The 20,821-nt window shown below is 74.0% G+C and carries 18 protein-coding genes; 8 read left to right on the top strand and 10 right to left on the bottom strand.

Features of this window, described 5'->3' with window-relative positions:
* Positions 1 to 206: 206 nt before the first annotated feature.
* The 5 genes from uvrA to PV796_RS07965 form a co-directional block, all read right to left on the bottom strand.
* The gene (uvrA, locus tag PV796_RS07945; RefSeq protein WP_274912216.1) at positions 207 to 2,699 is read right to left on the bottom strand and encodes an excinuclease ABC subunit UvrA; all 2,493 of its coding nucleotides are present in this window, start codon (positions 2,697 to 2,699) and stop codon (positions 207 to 209) included.
* 248 nt (positions 2,700 to 2,947) lie between these two features.
* The gene (locus PV796_RS07950) at positions 2,948 to 4,243 is read right to left on the bottom strand and encodes an NAD(P)/FAD-dependent oxidoreductase (protein ID WP_274912217.1); all 1,296 of its coding nucleotides are present in this window, start codon (positions 4,241 to 4,243) and stop codon (positions 2,948 to 2,950) included.
* Positions 4,240 to 4,434: a ferredoxin gene (locus PV796_RS07955; protein WP_274912218.1), complete on the bottom strand. Its 195-nt coding sequence runs from the start codon at positions 4,432 to 4,434 to the stop codon at positions 4,240 to 4,242. Before PV796_RS07955 ends, PV796_RS07950 begins: the two co-directional genes overlap by 4 nt.
* Before the next feature lie 76 nt (positions 4,435 to 4,510).
* Positions 4,511 to 5,740: a cytochrome P450 gene (locus PV796_RS07960; protein WP_274912219.1), complete on the bottom strand. Its 1,230-nt coding sequence runs from the start codon at positions 5,738 to 5,740 to the stop codon at positions 4,511 to 4,513.
* A gap of 262 nt (positions 5,741 to 6,002) precedes the next feature.
* Complete coding sequence (locus PV796_RS07965) at positions 6,003 to 6,623, bottom strand: TetR/AcrR family transcriptional regulator (RefSeq protein WP_274912220.1); 621 nt, start codon at positions 6,621 to 6,623, stop codon at positions 6,003 to 6,005.
* A 407-nt stretch (positions 6,624 to 7,030) separates the two neighbouring features.
* Between PV796_RS07965 and PV796_RS07970 the strand changes: the two genes are divergently transcribed.
* Positions 7,031 to 7,177, top strand: a complete 147-nt coding sequence (locus tag PV796_RS07970; RefSeq protein WP_274912221.1) for a hypothetical protein — start codon at positions 7,031 to 7,033, stop codon at positions 7,175 to 7,177.
* A gap of 19 nt (positions 7,178 to 7,196) precedes the next feature.
* Here the strand turns inward: PV796_RS07970 and PV796_RS07975 are convergent, their stop codons facing one another.
* Positions 7,197 to 9,284, bottom strand: coding sequence for a restriction endonuclease (locus PV796_RS07975; RefSeq protein WP_274912222.1), 2,088 nt, complete (start codon positions 9,282 to 9,284; stop codon positions 7,197 to 7,199).
* A gap of 261 nt (positions 9,285 to 9,545) precedes the next feature.
* Here PV796_RS07975 and PV796_RS07980 point away from each other — a divergent pair, with 261 nt between their 5' ends.
* The 4 genes from PV796_RS07980 to PV796_RS07995 all read left to right on the top strand — a co-directional run bounded on the left by PV796_RS07980 (position 9,546) and on the right by PV796_RS07995 (position 12,967).
* Complete coding sequence (locus PV796_RS07980; RefSeq protein ID WP_274912223.1) at positions 9,546 to 10,346, top strand: triose-phosphate isomerase family protein; 801 nt, start codon at positions 9,546 to 9,548, stop codon at positions 10,344 to 10,346.
* A gap of 29 nt (positions 10,347 to 10,375) precedes the next feature.
* Positions 10,376 to 10,837 carry an RpiB/LacA/LacB family sugar-phosphate isomerase gene (locus tag PV796_RS07985; protein WP_274912224.1) on the top strand — a complete coding sequence of 154 codons (462 nt, stop codon included), beginning with the start codon at positions 10,376 to 10,378 and terminating at the stop codon, positions 10,835 to 10,837.
* 67 nt (positions 10,838 to 10,904) lie between these two features.
* Positions 10,905 to 11,918 carry a zinc-dependent alcohol dehydrogenase family protein gene (locus PV796_RS07990; RefSeq protein WP_274912225.1) on the top strand — a complete coding sequence of 338 codons (1,014 nt, stop codon included), beginning with the start codon at positions 10,905 to 10,907 and terminating at the stop codon, positions 11,916 to 11,918.
* Entirely contained in the window at positions 11,915 to 12,967 is a 1,053-nt protein-coding gene (locus tag PV796_RS07995; protein WP_274912226.1) for an NAD(P)-dependent alcohol dehydrogenase, read from the top strand. The genes PV796_RS07990 and PV796_RS07995 overlap by 4 nt, the downstream gene beginning before the upstream one ends.
* Before the next feature lie 24 nt (positions 12,968 to 12,991).
* On the opposite strand, the gene PV796_RS08000 is transcribed toward PV796_RS07995, so the two are convergent.
* Entirely contained in the window at positions 12,992 to 14,032 is a 1,041-nt protein-coding gene (locus PV796_RS08000; protein ID WP_274912227.1) for a glycoside hydrolase family 88 protein, read from the bottom strand.
* A 424-nt stretch (positions 14,033 to 14,456) separates the two neighbouring features.
* Here PV796_RS08000 and PV796_RS08005 point away from each other — a divergent pair, with 424 nt between their 5' ends.
* Positions 14,457 to 15,296, top strand: coding sequence for a nitroreductase/quinone reductase family protein (locus PV796_RS08005; protein ID WP_274912228.1), 840 nt, complete (start codon positions 14,457 to 14,459; stop codon positions 15,294 to 15,296).
* A 28-nt stretch (positions 15,297 to 15,324) separates the two neighbouring features.
* On the opposite strand, the gene PV796_RS08010 is transcribed toward PV796_RS08005, so the two are convergent.
* On the bottom strand, positions 15,325 to 16,887 hold the full coding sequence (locus PV796_RS08010) for an AMP-binding protein (RefSeq protein ID WP_274912229.1): 1,563 nt from the start codon (positions 16,885 to 16,887) through the stop codon (positions 15,325 to 15,327).
* A gap of 175 nt (positions 16,888 to 17,062) precedes the next feature.
* On the opposite strand from PV796_RS08010, the gene PV796_RS08015 reads away from it, so the two are divergent.
* Positions 17,063 to 17,638 (top strand): TIGR03086 family metal-binding protein, encoded by a 576-nt coding sequence (locus PV796_RS08015; protein WP_274912230.1) that lies wholly within the window; start codon positions 17,063 to 17,065, stop codon positions 17,636 to 17,638.
* Between the two features lie 77 nt (positions 17,639 to 17,715).
* Here PV796_RS08015 and PV796_RS08020 read toward each other — a convergent pair whose 3' ends face one another.
* The gene (locus tag PV796_RS08020; RefSeq protein WP_274919404.1) at positions 17,716 to 17,886 is read right to left on the bottom strand and encodes a hypothetical protein; all 171 of its coding nucleotides are present in this window, start codon (positions 17,884 to 17,886) and stop codon (positions 17,716 to 17,718) included.
* A 423-nt stretch (positions 17,887 to 18,309) separates the two neighbouring features.
* Here PV796_RS08020 and PV796_RS08025 point away from each other — a divergent pair, with 423 nt between their 5' ends.
* Positions 18,310 to 19,734: a lipase maturation factor family protein gene (locus tag PV796_RS08025; RefSeq protein ID WP_274912231.1), complete on the top strand. Its 1,425-nt coding sequence runs from the start codon at positions 18,310 to 18,312 to the stop codon at positions 19,732 to 19,734.
* On the opposite strand, the gene PV796_RS08030 is transcribed toward PV796_RS08025, so the two are convergent.
* On the bottom strand, positions 19,628 to 20,716 hold the full coding sequence (locus PV796_RS08030; RefSeq protein WP_274912232.1) for a tetratricopeptide repeat protein: 1,089 nt from the start codon (positions 20,714 to 20,716) through the stop codon (positions 19,628 to 19,630). The two genes, PV796_RS08025 and PV796_RS08030, sit on opposite strands and share 107 nt — an antisense overlap.
* Positions 20,717 to 20,821: the final 105 nt, after the last annotated feature.

Consider the following 20,821-nt stretch of genomic DNA (forward strand, 5'->3'; position numbering starts at 1 on the left):
TCGGAGTGCGGGCCCGAGGATGAGCCCGCCAGCCGCCGCCGGTGGGGACGCCGGCGGCGCTCGCCTCAGCCGCGCAGCAGCGGGGCGACGGCGGGCGCTGAGGTCACCGCGGCGGAGACCAGGGCGGTGCTGGTCCGGCCGCGCGGGCCGGTCAGCGCCCGCCCCAGGGCGGCCCCGCCGGCGCGGAGCCCCGGCCTGAGGTCCGGTCACTGGCGTCCGTCGTGGCGCGACCGCCGGGGCGCGTCTCCCCGGTGGCGGGCGAGGTATCCGGCGGTGCGGCTGTCGGGGGACGCGGCGACCTCGGCGGGGGTGCCGGCGGCGACGATCCGGCCGCCCTCGGCCCCGCCGCCGGGGCCGAGGTCGATGACGTGGTCGGCGCCCGCCACCACGCCCATGTCGTGCTCCACGACCACGACGGTGTTGCCCGCGTCGACCAGGCCGTGCAACTGGCGCAGCAACACCTCGGTGTCGGCGGGGTGCAGGCCGGTGGTGGGCTCGTCGAGGAGGTAGAGGGTGTGGCCGCGGCGGGCCCGCTGGAGTTCGGTGGCGAGCTTGATGCGCTGGGCCTCGCCGCCGGAGAGTTCGGTGGCGGGCTGGCCGAGCCGGAGGTAGCCGAGGCCGACGTCCTTCAGGGTGCGCAGGCTGCGGGCGGCGGCGGGGACGTCGGCGAGGAACTCCGCGGCGTCGTCGACGGTGAGGGCCAGGACGTCGGCGATGGTGCGGCCGCGGTGGGTGATCTGGAGGGTCTCGGGGTTGTAGCGGGCGCCGCGGCAGTTGGCGCAGGGGGCGTAGGTGCCGGGCAGGAAGAGGAGTTCGACGGCGGTGAAGCCCTCGCCCTGGCAGGTCTCGCAGCGGCCGGCGGGCACGTTGAAGGAGAACCGGCCGGCGGTGTAGCCGCGGGCGCGGGCCTCGTCGGTGGCGGCGAAGACCTTGCGGACGGCGTCGAACAGACCGGTGTAGGTGGCGAGGTTGGAGCGCGGGGTGCGGCCGATGGGCTTCTGGTCGACGCGGACCAGCCGGTCCACGGCGTCCAGGCCGGTGGCGTCGGCGAGTTGGGCGCGGGCCGCGGGTGCGGGGGCGTCCGCGTCGGTGCCGTCCGGCTCGTCGGCGCCCGGGCGGGCGTCCGCGGTGCCCAGGCGGTCCTGGACGGCCTCCGCGAGGACCCGGGTGACCAAGGTGGACTTGCCGGAACCGGAGACGCCGGTGACGGCGGTGAAGACGCCGAGCGGGAACGTCGCGTCCAGGTCGCGGAGGTTGTGGAGGGTGACGCCGTGCAGGGCGAGGGTGCCGGTGGGGGCGCGCGGGGTGCGGGCGGGGGGCGGTTCGGCGGCGAAGAGGAAGCGGCGGGTGGCGGAGTGCTCGGCGTCCGCGAGGGCGGCGACCGGGCCGCTGTGCAGGACCCGGCCGCCGTGTTCGCCGGCGCGCGGGCCGATGTCCACGAGCCAGTCGGCGCGCCGGACCACGTCCATGTCGTGCTCGACGACGAAGAGGGTGTTGCCGGCCTCCTTGAGGCGGCCGAGCACGGTGAGCAGCGCCTCGGTGTCGGCGGGGTGCAGGCCGGCGGAGGGTTCGTCCAGGACGTAGACCACGCCGAAGAGGCCGGAGCGCAACTGGGTGGCCAGGCGCAGGCGTTGGAGTTCGCCGGCGGAGAGGGTGGGCGCCGGGCGGTCCATGCTGAGGTAGCCCAGGCCGAGTTCGGTGAGGACCTCGATGCGGGCGAGGAGGTCGCGGGCGAGTGTGGGGGCGGGGTCGTCGCCGGGGCGGTCCGCGGTGGGGCGAAGAAGCGCGGCGAGGGTGCTGAGCGGGAGGCCGGCGAGGGCGGCGATGTCCCGGCCCTCGAAGGTGACCGCCAGCGCCTCCGGGCGCAGCCGGCGGCCGTCGCACACCGGGCACGGCTCGGCGGTCATGAACTGGCGGACGCGCTTGCGCAGGGTCTCGCTCTTGGAGTCGGCGAAGGTGTGCAGGACGTAACGCCGGGCGCTCATGTACTGGCCCTGGTAGGGGCGTTGGATGCGGCCGGCCTCGCGTACCGGGTGGACGGTGACGACGGGTTGTTCGTCGGTGAACAGGATCCACTCGCGGTCGGCGGCCGGGAGCTCGCGCCAGGGGCGGTCGATGTCATGGCCGAGGGTGGCGAGGATGTCGCGGAGGTTCTTGCCCTGCCAGGCGCCGGGCCAGGCGGCGACGGCGCCGTCGCGGACGGAGAGCGACGGGTCGGGAACGAGGGAGTCCTCGGTGACGCGGTGGACGGTGCCGAGCCCGTGGCACTCCGGGCAGGCGCCGGCGGCGGTGTTGGGCGAGAAGGCGTCGGAGTCGAGCCGTTCGGTGCTGCCCCGCGGGTAGTCGCCGGCGCGGGAGTAGAGCATCCGCAGGGTGTTGGAGAGGGTGGTGACGGTGCCGACCGAGGAGCGGGAGGTGGGCGCGGAGCGGCGCTGCTCCAGGGCGACGGCCGGCGGCAGTCCGCTGATCTCCTCGACCTTGGGCGCGCCGACCTGGTGGATCAGCCGCCGGGCGTAGGGGGCGACCGACTCGAAGTAGCGGCGCTGCGCCTCGGCGTAGAGGGTGCCGAAGGCGAGCGAGGACTTGCCCGATCCGGACACCCCGGTGAACGCGACCAGCGCGTCCCTCGGGATGTCCACATCGATGCCGCGGAGATTGTGCTCACGGGCGCCGCGCACCCGCACGTACGAGTCGGTCATCTCTCCATGATCGGACACCGTGCGGGGTGCCGGGGCTGGGCGCTGCGCCCGTCGGCGCGCCCACTCTCCGCCGACGCCCACCCGGCGTCCGCTTCGTGGGCGCCGGACGGCCGACGGGGGGGTGCCGTCCGGCCCCAAGACGACGGTGATCCGCGGCCGGTGGGCGGCAGCCGGCGAACCGCAGCCGCTGAGGCAACTGGCGGCGAGCAACGTTACTGACCAGCGGCTGCTGAGCAACTGCCGGGCCGTTAGCCGGCGGTGGTGGCCTCCCGGACCCGCTCGCGCGCCTCCTCCCAGGGGACGGGGGTGGCGACCACGGCGCGCAGGGCCCGTATCTGGCGCGGCGGCAGGGCGCAGGCCAGCACGCCGACGGCCAGGCCGTCCCGGCCGAAGAGCGCGACGGCGCGGCGGGCGTCGTGCTCCAGGACGGTGGTCTCGACCTGGTCGGCGCCGGCGGTCAGCCCGTACGCCTGGAGCTTGAGGCCGTACTGGTCGGACCAGAAGTACGGCACGGGGGCGAACGGGCGGCGCTCGGGCCGTTCCGCACCCTCGCCCGTGCCGTCGTCCTCGGCGGCGCGCTCGGCGGTCAGCTCGGCGACGAGGTTGCGGGCGGCGGCCATGGCCTGCTCGGTGGCGTTCATCCGGTGCTCGAAGCGGAGCGGGCGGCCGTGCAGCGGGTGCTCCCAGCGGGCCACGTCGCCGGCGGCGTAGATGCCGGGGGCGGCGGCGCAGTAGGCGTCGCAGCCGAGGCCGTCGGTGGTGTCCAGCGCCGGGTCGGCGAGCCAGCCCACGGCGGGCTCGGAGCCGATGGCGAGCAGCACCAGATCGGCCGGGAGCCGGCTGCCGTCGGCCAGCCGGACGCCGCCGATCTGCGCCGGCGCTCCCGGCGCGGGATCGCTCGCGGCCTCGAACTCGGCGACCTCACCGGTCAGCAACCGGACGCCGCGGGCCGTGTGCTCCTCGGCGAGCAGCTCGCCGATTCCCGGGCCGACGGCGGCGACCATCGGCACCGGCTGGCGGCCGATCAGGGTAACGTCGTGCCCCAACTCCCGGGCGACCGCGGCGGCTTCGCAGCCCAGGACGCCGTTGCCGACCACGACCAGGCGGCGGGCGCCGCCGGACAGCCGGTCGCGCAGCGCCAGTGCGTCGTCCAGGGTGCGCAGGGTGAAGACCCCGGCGAGGCCGTCGGCGGCGGGCAGCGTGCGGGCCGCCACGCCGGTGGCGATGATCACGCCGGCGCAGGCGAGGCGCTCGCCGTCGTCGAGGGTGAGGGTGCGGGTGGCGACGTCGAGGCCGGTGGCCCGGGTGCCGAGCCGCAACTCCAGGCCGAGCGGGTCGATCTGCTCCTTGCTGCGCAGCAGCAGGCGCTCCGGCTCCCAGGCGCCGTGCAGCAGTTGCTTGGACAGCGGCGGCCGGTCGTACGGGAGGTGGGGCTCGTCGCCGATCAGGGTCAGCGGGCCCTCCCAGCCGGCCCGGCGCAGGGCCTCGGCGGCGGTGATCCCGGCCGCCGAGGCGCCGACCACCGCGATCGGGCGGGCGGTCATTCCTGGACCTCGATCACGGCGGCGGGGCAGATGGCGGCCGCCTCGCGGACCGCGTCGTGCTGCTCGGCCGGCGGCTCGGCGTCCAGCAGGACGACCACGCCGTCCTCGTCGCGCTGGTCGAAGACCTCGGGCGCGACCAGCACGCACTGGCCGGCGGCGCAGCACTTCTCGGCATCGATGGTGATCTTCATGGGGTGGCTCCGTGGGGGTCGGTCGACGGGTGGTGGGACGGTCGGTGCGATCGGTGCGATCGGTGCGGCCGGTCGGTCACCAGGTGACGGGCAGGGAGTGGCAGCCGTAGATGGCCATGTCGGTGCGGAACGGGATCTCGTCCAGGGGCACGGCGGGCCGCATGGTGGGGAAGCGTCGGAGCAGGGTGGCTATGACCACCTGGAGCTCGACGCGGGCCAGGGCCTGGCCCAGACACTGGTGGATGCCGTAGCCGAAGGCGACGTGGTGCTGGGAGTTGGGCCGGGCGATGTCGAGGCGGTCGGGGGCTTCGAAGACCGTCGCGTCGCGGTTGCCGGACGGGACGGCCACCACGACGCCCTCGCCGGCGCGGATGAGCCGGCCGCCGATCTCGATGTCGGTGGTGGCGACCCGGCGCGGGCCGTTGCGGATGATGCTGTGGAAGCGCAGCAGTTCCTCGACGGCACCGCGGATCAGGCCCGGTTCCCTGCGGAGCCGCTCGGCGGTCTCCGGGGAGCGCATCAGCGTCAGGGCGCTGAGGCCGATCATGTTGGCGGTGGTCTCGTGGCCGGCGACCAGGAGCAGGGCGGCGAACGCGGCGACCTCGTCGTGGGTGATCTCGCCGGTCTGCTGCTGCTCGACGATCAGCCGGCCGAGGATGTCGTCACCCGGCTCCTTCTCCTTGGCGGTGACCAACTGGTCGAGGTAGTCGCGGAGTTCGCCCCGGGCGGCCTCGCGCTCGTCCTCGGCGATGGTGCGGGAGAGCAGCTTGCCGGTGAGTCGCTGGAAGACATCGTGGTCGTCGTAGGGGACGCCCAGCAGCAGGCTGATGACGAGCGAGGGGACGGGCAGCGCGAGCGCCTCGACCAGGTCCACCGGCTCGCCGGCCCGGCGCTCCAGCGCGTCGCACAGCTCGTCGGTGAGGCGCTGGATCTCCGGCCGCAGCGCCTCGACGCGCTTGACCATGAACTCGCGGGTGACCATCCGGCGGAGCCGGGTGTGCTCCGGCGGGTCCATGCGGATGAAGCCGCGGTTCTTGGTGCTGGCGCCGCCGGTCATGCCGCTGAGTGGGTAGCCATGGAGGGTGGTGTCGGAGCTGAAGCGGGTGTCGCCGAGGATCGCGCGGATGTCGGCGTAGCGGGTGGCCAGCCAGGACCAACTGCCGTCGGGGAGCGAGATCCTGGAGATCGGCTCCTCGGCGCGCAGGGTGCCGAACTCGGTCGGGGGGTCGAAGGGGCAGCCGCTCGGGGGCTGGACGGGCAACGGCGCCGGGGCCGCGGGAACTGTGGTGTCGATCATCTCGGTCATCTCGCTCCTCGTGCGCACATCGCGGGGTGTGCGCCATGAGTCATCCTTCGCCTAACGACTGTAAACTTACACACGTAATGATCGGGTAAACGCCCCGGGGTTTCCGTCGAAACGTGAGGAAGGGAACACCCGGCGACGCCCGGCAGAGGGCGGACGCACAGCACGAAGGCCCCGGCCGGAAGAGAACGGCCAGGGCCTTGCGGCGCCACGGGCGGAGGAGAGGGGGAAGAGGAGAAGCGGGCGGTCGGCCTCGAAGCCCGGCTCAGCGCTCCAGCAGCAGCTCGATGAGCTCCTCCACGAACCCGTCCAGCCGGCTGGTGTCCTTGCGGCTCGGCATGACCTGCCAGATCATCACCCGGCCGTGCACCGCCGACCACAGCAGGTACGGCGCCTCGGCGCGCGAGCCGCGCACCCGCCAGCCGGCCTCCTCGCAGGCGGTCAGCGCGTGGTGCCAGCTGCGCACCAGGAGTCCGGCCGGGTGGCCGGCGAGCCGCTCGGGACCGACCGGGGTCTGCCGGGTCTCGTAGAGCAGCCGGTAGTTGGCCGGGTGCTCTATGGCGTAGCGGCAGTAGGCGCGGAGCTGGGCGCGCAGCCGGGCCACCGGGTCGCCGTCGTCGGCCTGCGCGGCGGCGTCGGTCATGGCGTGCGCCAGCCGCTCGTAGCTGATCTCCAGGGTGGCCCAGACCAGTTCGGTCTTGTCGGCGAAGTGCCGGTAGATGCTCGGCGCCGCCACACCGGCCTCGCGGGCCACCGCGCGCAGCGACAGCGCGTCCTCGCTGCCGACCTCCTCCAGGAGGCGTTCGGTCGCCCGCAGCAGCTCCTCGCGCAGGCGCTCACCCTGTCCGCGCGGGTTACGGGGCCGGACGGCCGCACTCTCGCTCACTGCCCTCCGGTCCTTTCCTGGGCTGCCGCACTGACGGTCGGCGGGGCACTACTCCTTCACCAGGGTTTCACACCCCGAGGGCGGACCGTACCGGAGGATCGCGGTCCGCTCGTCCCGCGACCCGGCGGGCGCCCCCGGAAGCCAGGCGGGGACTCGGGCCGGGAACCAGGGGCGATCACCATCCGTGAACGCGCGCGGCGCCCCGGTGACGCCCCCTCGCGGCACCCGACCGCCCGCCCGGCGGCCCGGCACGCACCCGGCAACGGCACACGGCACACCCGCCCCCGTCACATGTACCACCAACTCGACTGCCCCGTAAGCCGGTTACGACACCCATTCTGGCAACACTCCCCGCTCCCCGGCCTGTTGGCGCCCCCTTGGGGGAGCCCGCACCTAGGGTGCCCGGCATGGACGGGGAACCGCCGCATGTGACGGTGTGGGACGAGGGGCTGCCCGGGGCGCTGCTGGTGCGGGTGCCGGACGCCGACCACGCCTCGCACCAGGACCGGCCCGAGGTGGTCAACGAGGTGCTGACCCGGCTGTGGCAGAGCTGACCGGCGGTGGCGGCCGGTCTCAGCTCACCTCGATGCCGAAGTCGCCCACCAGGGCGGCCAGTCCACCGGGATAGCCCTTGCCGCCGAGGACGAAGTCCCAGTCATCGGCGGTGCGGCGGCGGAACGAGCCGAGTACCAGGGCCCGTTCGCCGGGCCGCCCGTCGGAGACCGGGAGCCGGTCCAACTCGGCGCCCGCGGTGTCCAGCAGCCGGATCCGGGCGTCGGTGAAGCCGCCGAGGTCGCCGTCCGGGTCGGTCTCCTGGTCGACCGCGGCGACCAGGACCAGCCGGTCGGCGGCGGGCGGCAGCGTGTCGAAGCGCACCCGCAGCGCGGCGCGGTCCTCCGTCACCCCGGACAGCATCCGCACCGAACCGTCCGGTGTGGCCGGGTTGTTGAAGAAGACGAAGTGGTCGTCGTCGAGCACCGCGGCGCCCTTGCAGACCAGGGCGCAGACGTCGAGGGCGGCCGCGCCGGACCAGTTCATGGCGAGGGTGACGTGCTCGGGCGCCGCGTCGACGGGCGCCGGTGCGCCGGCGCCCGCGTCGTCGGGTCCGAGGCGGCCGCGCAGCCCGTACCGGCCGAGCAGGTCGACGAGTTCGGGGCCGGCGATCAGGGTGAGCGGCTTCCCCTGGGCGAAGCGGTGGGCGCCGGGCCCGAATTGGGAGGTCGTCACCAGGACGCCCTTGTTGGCGCCCTCGGACTGGACGGTCCCGTAGAGGTCGCGGACCGCGGTGGGCGGGACGGTGTTGCGGTAGCGCTTGACCTGTACGACGATCTTGCCGCCGCGGATCGGGTCCGGGTCCAGGGCGTCCACGTCGATCCCGCCGTCGCCCGAGCGCTGGGTGGTGACGGCCTGCATGCCCATCGCGCGGAACAGCTCGGCGACCAACTGCTCGAAGGCGAGCGGGTCCATCGCGTGCAGATCGGCCTCGCCGTCGGTGCCGTGCGAGACCACCGCACCACCGGCGACGTCGTCCGGCCGCCGGCCGGGGCGCACCTGGGTGCACTGGTCGGGGCGGGCGGAGAGCTGGCCGCGGAGCCCGTCGGTGAGGCAGTCCGGGGCGCTGACCTGGGCCAGGTGGTAGGAGTCCAGGGCGCTGCGGGGGGCCAGGACGGTGGCGAGGAAGAGGGTGGCGGGGCGTCCGGTGACCGGGTCGACGTCGTCGACGAAGCCGTTGAGCGCCACCGAGTCCAGGGCGCCGAAGATGTCCGCGGCGAACAGGTCGTGCAGGACCAGCAGCATGCTCTGGGCGATGACCTCGCGGTAGAGGGCCCGGCGTTGGGCGGCCGGGCGGGCGGTCTCCCGCTCCTCGTCCGGGGTGGGCAGGTAGCGGACGGCCTTGACGGCGGGGACGACGTCGTAGCCGGGCAGTTCCCAGTCGAGGACCAGTTGGCGGGCGGCGGTGTCGTAGCCGGCGCTGAGTTGGCGGGGGAAGCCCTCGGGCCAGGAGGTGCCGGCGTAGAGGGCGGCGGAGAAGTATTCGACGACGGCGTCGGCGTCGCCGGCGCGCAGGCCGTCGAGCAGCTCCCGGACGCCGGCGTTGTGCCGGCGTATCCCGTCGAGGGCGCCGGCCGCCCACTGGTCGTACTGCTGGCGGTAGGCGGCCAGTTGGGACTGGCGCTGGGCCTCGGCGGACTGGGCGGCGTACCAGTCCTGTTCGAAGCGGGCGCGGGCCTCCTGCCGGTCGCGGTCGCGGCGGACGCCGGAGCGCAGCCCGCCGGTCGGCGCCTGGTAGCGGGCCGGGTCGGGCATGGCCACCGGGGTGGCGAGGGCGCCGGGGGCGAAGGGTTCGACGCGCTCGGGGCGGAGCAGGGCGTCGGCGGTGAAGGCGGGGGCCCGGCAGCCGTCGGCGAGCAGGTCGGTGAGGGCGGTGACGCGGGCGTCGAGTTCCTCGGTGCGGCGGCGGGCGTCGGCCTCGCGCTGCCGGCGGTAGGCGGTCTGCCGCTCGCGGTGCATGCGGGCCATGGCGCGCTCGGCGGCGCGGGCCTGCCGTTCCTGTTCCCGTTGCTGCTGCACGCGGGCGCGGTGCTCGGCCTCCGTCCGGCGTTGCTGCTGGCGCTGCGCCTCGGCCCAGATGCCGAGTAATCCCTGGGAACGGCGGCTCATTTCGCGGTTCGTCCTCCCCCCGGGGCAGCGGCCCCCGGAACGTGCGGCAGCGGTGGCGTCTGTGCCGGTCTGCCCTGGTCTGCTGTGGTGAGGCGACTTTATCGGGGGCGTGCGCCGGCGATCAGAGGGCGGGTGAGTCTCGGCCGGGAGGCGCCGGCGGTAGGGGCGACGGCCGACCCCGAGGGGCCCAAAAATCACAGACATCTCGTGAAGTTCACGTCTTGATTTGAGAACTTCACATGTGCTTCTGTTGGAAACATCATGAGCGACGTGATTCCTGAGGCCGTGCTTCCGCACCACGCGGCGGACGCCGACGCCGCGCCCCGCCCGGTGGTGGGCGTCTCGCTGAAGCTGTACTTCGGGCTGGCGCAGACCCGGGCCTGGCTCGGCGAAGTCGCCACCCTCGCCCCGGTGTTGGCCCGCCTCCCCCGCCCCGTCGACCTCTTCGTCCTGCCGTCCTTCCCGGCCCTGGCGGACGCCCGGGAGCTGCTGTCCGGCACCGGCATCGGCTACGGCGCGCAGGACGTGCACTGGGCCGAACACGGCGCCTGGACCGGCGAGGTCTCGGCCGGAATGCTCGCCGAGACCGGCGCCCGCTACGTCGAGGTCGGCCACGCCGAGCGCCGCCGGCACTTCGGCGAGACCGACGAGACGGTGGCCGCCAAGACCCGGGCCGCCACCGCGGCCGGCCTGGTCCCGGTGATCTGCGCCGGCGAGCACCGCGCCGCGGACCCGACCGCGGCCGCCGAGGAGACCCTGACCCAGGTGCGGGCCGCGCTGGCCGGTGCCGCACCCGGCAGCGAGGTGATCGTCGCCTACGAGCCGGTGTGGGCGATCGGCGCCCGCGAACCGGCGCCCGCCGGGCACGTCCGCGCGATCGCCGCGGCGATCCGGGGCGCGCTGCACGACCACGACGTGCGCGGCCGGCTGATCTACGGCGGGACCGCGGGCCCCGGCACCTACGGCGAGCTGGCCGGTGCCGTCGACGGGCTCTTCCTGGGCCGGCTCGCCCACGACCCCGAGGGCCTGCGCAGGGTCCTCGAAGAGATCTCCAGCCGCTGACCCGTCCATCCCGTCCCGAGGAGCCCACCGTGACCCGCACCCCTCCGATCGCGCTCGGCGCCGACGACGCCGCCACCGCCATGAAGGACGCGATCGCCGCCTACCTCACCGAGCACGGCTATCCCGTCACGGACCTGAGCGCCACCGCCGACGAGGACTACCCCGACGTCGCCGAGCGGGTCGCGCGCAGCGTGGCCCGCGGCGAGCACGAGCGCGCGGTGCTGATCTGCGGCACCGGCATCGGCATGGCGATCGCCGCCAACAAGGTCCCCGGCATCCGGGCCGCGCAGATCCCCGACAGCTACAGCGCCGAACGGGCCCGCAAGTCCAACGACGCCCAGATCGCCTGCTTCGGCAGCCGCACGATGGGCGTGGAGGCGGCGCTGGTGTGCCTGCGGCACTGGCTGGACTCCGACTTCGCCGGCGGCCGTTCGGCCCCCAAGGTGGAGAAGATCAAGCAGGTCGAGTCGCGCAACCTGCGCGCGGCATAAGACCCGCTCCCCCGCGCTCCCCTCCTCGGCTCCCCAACCTCCCTCTCCCGAAAGGCGGTCACGGTCCATGCGCGCAGTAGTCATCGAGGAACCGCACCGGCTCAACGTCACCACCGTCCCGGATCCGACGCCCGGCCCCGACGAGGTGGTCGTCAAGGTCGCGGCGGCGGGCCTGTGCGGAACCGATGTGCACATGCTGGCGGGCGAGTTCGGGCCGACCCGCTATCCGGTCGTCCCCGGGCACGAGTTCGCCGGCGAGGTGGTCGCGGTGGGCGCCGAGGTCACCGGGTTCGCCGCGGGCGACGCGGTCGCGGCCGACCCGGCGATCTACTGCGGGGCCTGTCACTACTGTTCCATCGGCCACGGCAACCTCTGCGAGCGCTGGGGCACCATCGGCATCACCGTCGACGGCGCCTGCGCCGAGTACGTCTCGGTGCCGGTCCGCAACTGCTACCGGCTGCCCGAGGGCCTGTCGCTGGCGCACGCCCCGCTGATCGAGCCGCTGTCGACCATCGTGCGCGGCTTCGACATCGTCGCCCCCAAACTGGGCGACAACTTCCTGATCTACGGCGCCGGCACCATGGGCCTGCTCTACCTCCAGGTCGCCCAGCGCTCCGGCGCCGCCTCGGTCTCGGTGGTGGACCTCAACGAGGACCGGCTGGCGGTGGCCCGGCAGTTGGGCGCGGACGCCGTCGCCACCAGCGCCGACGCGCTGGCCGACGCCCACCCGCGCGGCTGGGAGGTGGTCACCGACTGCACCGGCAACGTCCGGGCCATCGAGGACGGGCTGACCCGGCCGGCCCGCGGCGGCACCTTCCAGCAGTTCGGCTGCGCGCCCGACCAGGAGTCCGCGCGGTTCTCGCCGTTCCGGATCTACAACGACGAGATCCGGATCGTCGGCAGCATGGCGATCCTGCACAGCTACGGGCGCGCGGTGGAGCTGCTCGGCAAGGGCGTCATCGACTGCGAGACCATGATCACCCACCGGTTCGGACTCGACGCGTACGCCGCCGCCCTGGAGACCTTCCAGAAGGGCACCGGACGCAAGCTGCAGATCGTCCCGAGCGGACCGGCGGCGTGACGGCCGCGGCGGGCCGGGCGGTCCCGGCCACCATGCGCGCCGCCGTCCAGCGCGGCCCCCGTCAACTCGCCGTCGAGGAGGTCCCGGTCCCCGTGCCGGGCCCGGGCCAACTCCTGGTGCGCGTCCTGGCGGTCGGCACCTGCGGCTCCGACGTGCACTTCTACGAGCACGGCGAGTTGGGCGGCTTCCGGGCGGACGGGCCGCTGATCCTGGGCCACGAGCCCAGCGGCGTGATCGTCGCGACCGGCCCGGGATCGACCCGGCGCTCCCTGAACGAGCGCGTTTCCATCGAGCCGGGCACCTGCTGCGGCCGCTGCGAACAGTGCCGCGCCGGCCGGTACAACCTCTGCCCGGCGATGCACTTCTACGCCGTTCCCGGGCAGGCCGACGGCGCGTTCGCCGAATACGTGCTGGCCCACGAGGACTTCGTGCATCCGGTGCCGGACGGCGTCTCCGACGAGGCCGCGGCGCTGCTGGAACCGCTGTCGGTGGCCGTCTGGGCCTGCCGCAAGGCGCGGGTCGCCCCCGGCGACCGGGTGCTGGTGACCGGCGCCGGCCCGATCGGTCTGGTGGCGCTGCAGAGCGCGCGGGCCTTCGGCGCCCAGGAGGTCGTCGTCAGCGACGTCAATCCGCACCGGCTGGCACTGGCCCGGGAGTTGGGCGCCACCGAGGTGGTCAACGTGGCCGAACGGCCGCTGGCCGAGGCCGGTTTCGCGCCCGACGTGCTGCTGGAGTGCTCCGGCTCGGGCGCGGCGACCACCGAGGCGGTCCACCAGGTGGCGCGGGCCGGCCGGGTCGTCCTGGTGGGCATGGGCGGCGACGAGGTCACCCTCCCGCTCGCCCGCCTCCAGAACTACGAGTTGGAGGTCACCGGCACCTTCCGCTACGCCCGGACCTGGCCAACCGCGCTCGCCCTGGTCACCTCCGGCACGGTCGACCTGGACCGACTGGTCACCCACCGCTACGGCCTCGCGGACGCCGAGCGCGCCCTGACCGCCGGCGCCCGCGAACCGGACGCCGTCAAGGCGGTGGTGCTGCCGCAGAAGTAGCGGCCGACGGGCGGTGCGGGCCGCTCACACGCCGAGCGCGGCGAGCTCCGCGCCGGCCATCAGGAAGGCCCCCACGCCGAAGTCGGCGGTGGAGTCACGGGTGACCGGCTGGCCCGACTCCGGCCGGTCACCGATGCCTTGGACGTAGCCCAGGAAGCCGTCGGGGCGCACGGCGGTGGCCACCATGCCCGCCCAGGCGCGCTCGGCCATCGGCAGATAGCCCTCGCGCGGCACCACGCCGGCGCGGATCGCGGCGGCGACGGCGTAGGCGAACAGCGCGGTGCCGCTGGTCTCCGGGCCGGGCAGGTGCCGGGGGTCGGCGAGGTTGACGTTCCAGAAGCCGTCCGGGCGCTGCACGGCGCGCAGCGCGGCCAGTTGGTCGGCCAGGGTGCGGCGGTAGGCCGCGGCCGGCGCGAAGGTGTCGGGCAGCACCGCCAGCACCTTGGCGTGCGCGGCGGCGACCCATCCGTTGCCGCGGGACCAGCGCACCGGTCCGCCGTCCGGCGAGGTGATCCCGCCGGGCAGGAAGCGCTTGTCGCGGTACCACAGGGCGCTGGCCGGGTCGTACAGGCCGGGCCCGCCCTCGGCGTCCCGGGCGTGCCGGTAGAGGGCGTGCATCGCCTCCCAGTAGGCGGGCTCCTCGCGCAGCGCACCGAGCCGGGCGAACGACGGCATCGCCATGTGCAGCGCGTCGTCCCACCACCAGTCGTCGTGGCGCTGTTCGACGGTGTCGGCCATCGCCCGTACCGCCTGCTCGATGGCGGCCGGCTTCGCCGGGTCGGGCGCCGGGTCCAGGGCGTAGAGGTCGAGGTAGACCTGGCCGGCGCACTGGTCGTCGGCGCGCCGGGTGGTGGGGCCGTTGCGCAGGCCGTAGGCGTGCCGCTCGGCCCAGGCGTGGGCGTGGGCGAGGTAACGCGGTTCGCGGGTGAGGCGGTGCAGGGCCAACAGGCCGCAGAAGAAGGTGGCCCGGGCCCATTGGTTGTCACCGGGGTCGTGGTGCGCGCCGATCCAGTGGTCGGCGACCCGGCGCAGTACGGCAACGGTGGGGATGTGCCGGCGTTCCATGAACACCCCTCCGGGACGGAAGCGATGGATATTCACGTACACGAACAGCGTTTCTGCACTTGAGTGAGCGGGGGACATCGTGGCAGCCAACTCGCGCCGGCGGAAGGGGCGGTGGTGCGCCGGCGCGCGGAGGGCCGGATTGCGCATCGCACGCGTGTGCCCGTAACGTGGGGGCCGTGACTACCGGGTCGGCCATGGGCCATGAGCGAGTGAGGCACCCGGTCACTCCGTGACCGCGCGGCGGGTGAGAGCCCCGCCCCCGCCTCCCACCCCCTCCTGTTTCTCCTTCTCTTCCGCGCCTCCGCCGCGCGCGCTTCCGCGTGCCGCGCCGCGACCCGCTGCGCCGCACCGCCGCCGTCGCGTGGTCGCTCCGCGCTGCCCGCGCGCTTTGGGCACCCCACCTTCCTCTGGAGACCACCCCTTCATGCCCCATGACTTCAACCAGCAGGTCATCGACGAATTCCGGACCAACGCCGGCCGGGTCGGCGGCCCCTTCGAGGGCGGCCGGCTGATCCTGCTGACCACCACCGGCGCCCGCAGCGGCGCCCGGCACACCACCCCGGTCGGCTACCTCCCCGACGGCGAGCGGATCCTCGTCATCGCCTCGGCCGGCGGCGCCCCGCGCCACCCGGCCTGGTACCACAACCTCGTCGCACACCCCCAGGTCACCGTGGAAACCGGGGTGTTCGACTACGAGGCGCGGGCCGAGGTGCTGACCGGCGCCGCACGCGACCGGCTCTTCGCCCGCGCCGTGGAGGCCGACCCCGGCTGGGCCGCCTACCAGGACAAGACCCGCCGCATCCTCCCGGTGGTGGCGCTGGCCTCGGCCGAGAACGGCCCGCCGCGCTTCGCCGGTGCCACGCCCGGCGCCACCCTGACGCTGGTGCACGACGCCTTCCGACGGGAACTACGCACCATCCGGAAGGAATTGACCGCCTCGGGACCGCTGCTCGGCGCCCAGCTCCGGGTCAACTGCCTGGCGCTGTGCCAGGGCCTGGGCAACCACCACACCGGCGAGGAGCGCGGGATGTTCCCGGCGCTCCGCCACCGGTGGCCGGAGTTGGCCCCCGCGCTGGACCGGCTGGACGAGGAGCACCGGCGCATCGCGGCGCTCCTCGCCGAACTGCGGCGGACGCTGGCGGAGCCGTCCGCCGCGCCCGGCGGGGTCCGCGCCGAGGTCGAGCGCCTCACGGACGAGCTGGAGGCCCATCTGACCTACGAGGAGCAGCAGTTGATCCCGTTGCTCGACGCGCTGGCCGGCTGAGCGCCGCGCGGTGCCGCGGTCGCCGGGCTCAGATCCGGCGGCCGTGCCCCTCCCAATAGGGGTCCCGCAACTGCCGTTTGAAGAGCTTGCCGGACTCGTCCCGCGGCAGCCGCTGCTCGAACACCACGGTCCGCGGCACCTTGTACGCGGCGAGCCGCCCGGCGACGTGGTCGCGGACCGCCGCGGCGGTGAGCCGCACCCCGGCCTCGGTCTCCAGGTGCGCGGCGAGGGCCTCGCCGAACTCCTCGTCCGGGATGCCGAACACCGCGGCGTCCCGCACGCCTTCGAGCGAGAGCAGGCACCCCTCGATCTCCGCCGGGTAGATGTTGACGCCGCCGGAGATCACCAAGTCGTTGCGCCGGTCGCTGAGGTAGAGGTAGCCGTCGTCGTCGAGGTGGCCGATGTCGCCGAGGGTGACGAAACCGGGCAGGCCCGGTGCTTCCATGGCGGCGCGTTTCTCCGCGTCGCCGAGGTAGCTGAAGCGGGGCCAGGTGTCGGCGGGCCGGACGTAGATCTCGCCCGTGGCGCCGGGCGGCAGCGCCGCCCCGTCGGGCCCGAGGACGGCGACCTCGCAGGTGCCCTGGGCGCGCCCCACGGTGCCGGGGTGGGCGAGCCACTCCGCGCTGTCGCACCAGGTCACCGCGCCGGTCTCGCTGCCGCCGTAGTACTCCCGAAGCACCGGACCCAGCCAGTCGATCATGGCGTGTTTGATATGGGGCGGGCAGGGCGCGGCGGCGTGCACCACTGAGGTCAGCGAGGAGATGTCGTAGCGCTCGCGGACGTCCTTGGGCAGCCGCAACAGCCGGACGAACATGGTGGGGACCACCTGCGTCTGGGCGATGCGGTGCCGCTCGACCAGCCGCAGGAACTCCTCCGCGTCGAAGTGCGGCATCAAGGTGATGTCCAGACCGGCCGCCAGCGCCAGGACCGCGTGCTGGCTGGGCGAGGCGTGGTAGAGCGGGGCGGGGATCAGGGTCCGGCCGCCGGGCTCGACCGCGAAGTATTCGAGGAAGCCGCCGACCGCCTCGGTGAGCGTCTCCTGGGTGACCGGCTCGCGCAGAACTCCCTTGGGGCGGCCGGTCGTTCCGGAGCTGTAGATCACGGTGGGCGGTCGGGCGTCGGCGGGACGGGCCAGCGGGAGCCGGTCGGCCAACCAGGCGTCCAGCAGCGGGTACCGGCCGGTGACGGGCGGGACGGCCAGCCCGCAGGCGGCGGCCACGCCGGGCGGCACCGGCACCTCGATGACGTGGACGCCGTCGGGCAGCACGGCGGCCACCGCGGGCAGCAGGTCGGTGTGGGCGAAGACCACCGCGCTGCCGCTGTCGGTGAGCACATGGCCCAGGTCGTCCGCGCGGAAGTGCCAGTTGACCGGGACGGCGGCGGCGCCGAGCTGGGCGGCGGCGGTGGTGATCTCCAGGTGCGCGGGCTCGTTGCGGAGCACCACCGCGACCCGGTCGCCGGGCCCGACTCCCAGCTCTGCCAGGCCCGTTGCGATCCGTGCGGCGCGGTCGAGGAACTCCGGATAACCACGTTCGTGCCCGGCGCAGCGGATGGCGGGGGCGCCGACGGTGGACGGTGCGACGGCTTCCATGGTGCCTCCAGGAGGGAGCGGCCAGGACCGGCGCACACCGGTCCGGCTCATTGAACAGCCAACGGTCACGCGCCCACCAGAGCGCCCCGCGCCATCCCCGGCGCACCCGCGGCGCGGTGCTCCGATCGCCCCGCACGGGGCGCCGCCGTCGGTGGCCGCTCCTATCCTCGGGGCCATGGGAAACAACGACATCCTGCGCTCCCACGGCGAGGCGTTGGCGCTCTTCGGCACCCGGGTCCACGCCGTCCGCGAGGACCAGTGGGAGGCACCCACCCCGTGCACGGAGTGGTCGGTGTTCGATCTGGTCAACCACCTGACCGCGGAGCAGCTCTGGGTGCCCCGTCTGGTGCGCGACGGGTCCACGATCGCCGCGCTGGACGGGGACTTCGACGGCGACCAGCTCGGCGAGGACCCGGTCGGGGCCTGGGACCGCGCCGCGGCGGCGGCCGTCGCGGCGTTCGCCGAACCGGGCGCGCTGCACCGCTCGGTCCACCTCTCCTACGGCACCACCCCGGCCGACGCGTACTGCACGCAGATGACCGCCGATGCCGTGGTGCACACCTGGGACCTGTCGCGGGCGATCGGCGCCGAGGAGCGGCTGCCGGAGTCGCTGGTGGTCGCGGCGCTGCGCGAGGTGGAGCCGTACGCCGGGGCGTTGGAGGGCTCCGGGTTGTTCGCCGCGCCGGTGCAACCCCCGGCCGGCGCCGACGCGCTGACCCGGCTGCTGTGTCTGCTCGGTCGCCGACCCTGACCGCTGAGAAAGAGGAAACCGGCCCCGACCCCACTGAGGGGTCGGGGCCGGCGGGCGCCCGCGGCCGGGCTCTGGGCTCAGTCGATGCCGCGGACGATATGGGGTTCGATGGGATCGTCCTCGCAGCCGGCCAGTCGCACCGGCGAACAGCGATCCCACGCCTCAAGATTGCGGACTTCCTTGATTCGCCCGGGGCGCTCGCCCTGCTTCAAAGGGGGCTGCTTGTGTTGAGCCTTGTGCACTGCCACCACGCACTCCTTCTTCGAGGTATTGGTTCCGACGCGGTGGCGCCTTGTTCTCGGACCGGGAGGTCGGCCAGGGTTCATGGCGTTCCCGCGACGGGCCAATGGTGTTGGCGTCTCCCAGGTGGGTCGTCCGTCGTCCTCCAGGGTATCGGCGCCGCTCGCGGACCGCGCGACTTTTTCGGCGATAACCACCCGTCTCGGGAAGGCGGAAATGCCGCCCGGCGCCAAGGGGCGCACCCGGGCACCGGAACACGCGCCGTCATTCACCCGTTCGGGCGACCGTCCCCCTCGCGCGCCGCGCTCTTGGGCCGTGCGGTTGCCGGTTCGGGGCGGATCCGTAGCGTGGAAAGGTAGTCCGTATGCGCGAGGGCCCCGCCCCGCGCGCCGGGTCCGTGCGCCGCTGGCCGCGGTGCTACCCATGGGCGGGTGGAATGGTTCTCGGATCCTGGTGCATGGCTCGGCCGGCTGGTCTTCCAGCGGATGCTCGCGGTGCTGTACGTGGTCGCGTTCGTCGCCGCGGCCCGGCAGTTCCGGGCGCTGTTGGGGACCCGGGGGCTGTTGCCGATCCCCGCGTTCACGGCGCGGGTGCCGTTCCGGCTGTCCCCTTCGGTCTTCCACCTCCACTACTCGGACCGCTTCTTCGCGGGCTGGGCCTGGGGCGGGGCGGTGTTGGCGGCGGCGGTCGCGGCGGGGGCGGCGGACGCGGTGCCGCTGGGGGCGGCGATGCTGCTGTGGGCAGTGCTGTGGGCGATGTACCTGTCCATCGTCAACGTCGGTCAGACCTGGTACGGGTTCGGGTGGGAGACCCTTTTGTTGGAGGCGGGGGCGCTGGCGGTCTTCCTCGGCAACGCCGACACCGCTCCCCCGGTGCTGTTCGTGTGGCTGCTGCGCTGGCTGCTGTTCCGGGTGGAGTTCGGCGCCGGACTGATCAAGCTGCGCGGCGACCGCTGCTGGCGGGATCTGACCTGCCTCTACTTCCATCATGAGACGCAGCCGATGCCGGGCCCGCTGAGCTGGTTCTTCCACCATCTGCCGAGGCCGCTGCACCGGGTCGAGACGGCCGCCAACCACGTCGCCCAACTCGTCCTGCCGGTCCTGTTGTTCACCCCGCAGCCGGTGGCCGGGTGGGCGGCGCTGGGGATGGCGGTCACCCAGCTCTGGCTGGTGCTGTCCGGCAACTTCGCCTGGTTGAACTGGATCACCATCGCGCTGGCCATGTCGACCGCCGCCCCCCTGTGGGCCGGTCCCCCGGTGGCGCAGGGCGCCCCGCCGGGGTGGTTCGAGGTGCTGGTGATCGCCGCCGCGGTCGGCGTCGCCGCGCTCAGCTACCGTCCGGCGCGCAACCTCGTCACCCGGGGGCAGTTGATGAACACCTCGTACGAGCCGCTGCACCTGGTCAACTCCTACGGGGCGTTCGGCAGCGTCACCCGGGTCCGTCGGGAGATCGTCCTCGAAGGGACGGCGGACGCGGTCTCCGGGCCCGGCACGACGTGGCGCGCCTACGAGTTCCACGGCAAGCCCGGCGACGTCGCGCGCCTGCCCCGCCAGTTCGCCCCGTACCACCTGCGGTTGGACTGGCTGATGTGGTTCGCGGCGCTGTCGCCGTCCTACGCCCGACCGTGGTTCGTGCCGCTGGTGGCGCGGCTGTTGGAGAACGACCGGGACACCGTGCGGCTGTTGCGCCGCAATCCGTTCCCGGATCTGCCGCCGGCCCGGGTGCGGGCGCGGGTCTTCCGTTACCGCTTCACGACCTGGTGGGAACTGCGGGAGACCGGAGAGTGGTGGCACCGGACCGCGGAGCGGGAATTCCTGCCTCCGGTGTCGCGGTCATCTCTTTCCGGAAGGCGATGACCATCTCACGGGCGTGCCGGAGCCCGATGCGGGCGAAGTCGCCTTCCAGGACGTCGAGTTCGGCCAGCGTGCCGATCGGGTCGCGGCCCAGGTGGGCACGGGACTTGGTCAGGCCCAGCCGGGAGAGCGCCTCCCCGCGCGGCTCGCTCATCTCGCGGAACTCGCCCAGCGCGAGGGCGTAGGTGTCGCGGGCCTCGGCGTACCGGCCGGCGCGGTAGAGGACGTTGCCGCGCATCTTGTGGTTGTAGGCGAGCGCGCCGGCGAGGTCCATGGTGCGGCAGATGGTCTCCGCCTCGGACAGCAGGGCCAGCGCCCGGTCCGGTTCGCCGCGGACCGAGAGCACGTCGGCCACCCCGCGCAGCGACCAGGCCCGGCCGCGGAAGTCGTCGGCCTCGGCGGCGATCCGGGCGGACTCCTCGAAGAGTTCCAGGGCCTTGCCGTGCTCGCCGGTGTTGCGGTGCATCTGGGCTATGCCGGACATCGCCCAGACCATGTGCCGGGCCTCGCCGTGCTCCCTGGCCTGCGCGAGGAGTTGCTCGTGGAGCTCGGCGACGGCGGCGTAGTCGCCCTGGATGCGGCCGGTCTCGGCGAGCCCGGCGAGGGAGTAGCCGTGCGCCAGGCGGTCGCCGCCGGTCTCGGCCAGCGCCACCGCGTGGGCGAGCAGCCGCCGGGCGAGCGGCAGGGTGCCGCACTGGCGGGCCAGGGTTCCGCCGCTCCACAACGCCCAGGCCATCGCGGCCGGTTCGCCGGCGGTGCGGGCACTGCGGTAGGCGGCGCGCCAGGCCGCGCCCGCCGCGTCCACCCGGCCCAGCCGCCGATTGGCCTCGGCGACGGCCAGTTGGGCTCTGGACCGCTCCAGCGCGGTGCCCGCGGCGGTGAGTGTCCGGTGCGCGGTGGCCAGTACCTCCTCATAGGAGGAGTTCACGCTCAGCGCCGAGCCGAGTTCGCCCTGGTACTCGGGGGCGAATGCCTTGCCGTACATCGATCCGCGACCTTTCGATCAAGCGTTTGCCTTGATCGCAAACGTACGGAAGGCAGGGGGTGCGGCGAATCCGTCCGCGTATGGGTTGTGACGTACGACTGGAGT

Origin of the sequence: Streptomyces sp. WZ-12 (assembly GCF_028898845.1) — a bacterium.
Taxonomy (GTDB): domain Bacteria; phylum Actinomycetota; class Actinomycetes; order Streptomycetales; family Streptomycetaceae; genus Streptomyces.

Coding starts and splice junctions, on each gene's coding strand:
- uvrA (WP_274912216.1), bottom strand. CDS start 2,699: ATGACCGACTCGTACGTGCGGGTGCGCGGCGCCCGTGAGCACAATCTC.
- PV796_RS07950 (WP_274912217.1), bottom strand. CDS start 4,243: ATGACCGCCCGCCCGATCGCGGTGGTCGGCGCCTCGGCGGCCGGGATC.
- PV796_RS07955 (WP_274912218.1), bottom strand. CDS start 4,434: ATGAAGATCACCATCGATGCCGAGAAGTGCTGCGCCGCCGGCCAGTGC.
- PV796_RS07960 (WP_274912219.1), bottom strand. CDS start 5,740: ATGACCGAGATGATCGACACCACAGTTCCCGCGGCCCCGGCGCCGTTG.
- PV796_RS07970 (WP_274912221.1), top strand. CDS start 7,031: ATGGACGGGGAACCGCCGCATGTGACGGTGTGGGACGAGGGGCTGCCC.
- PV796_RS07975 (WP_274912222.1), bottom strand. CDS start 9,284: ATGAGCCGCCGTTCCCAGGGATTACTCGGCATCTGGGCCGAGGCGCAG.
- PV796_RS07980 (WP_274912223.1), top strand. CDS start 9,546: ATGAGCGACGTGATTCCTGAGGCCGTGCTTCCGCACCACGCGGCGGAC.
- PV796_RS07990 (WP_274912225.1), top strand. CDS start 10,905: ATGCGCGCAGTAGTCATCGAGGAACCGCACCGGCTCAACGTCACCACC.
- PV796_RS08000 (WP_274912227.1), bottom strand. CDS start 14,032: ATGGAACGCCGGCACATCCCCACCGTTGCCGTACTGCGCCGGGTCGCC.
- PV796_RS08005 (WP_274912228.1), top strand. CDS start 14,457: ATGCCCCATGACTTCAACCAGCAGGTCATCGACGAATTCCGGACCAAC.
- PV796_RS08010 (WP_274912229.1), bottom strand. CDS start 16,887: ATGGAAGCCGTCGCACCGTCCACCGTCGGCGCCCCCGCCATCCGCTGC.
- PV796_RS08015 (WP_274912230.1), top strand. CDS start 17,063: ATGGGAAACAACGACATCCTGCGCTCCCACGGCGAGGCGTTGGCGCTC.
- PV796_RS08030 (WP_274912232.1), bottom strand. CDS start 20,716: ATGTACGGCAAGGCATTCGCCCCCGAGTACCAGGGCGAACTCGGCTCG.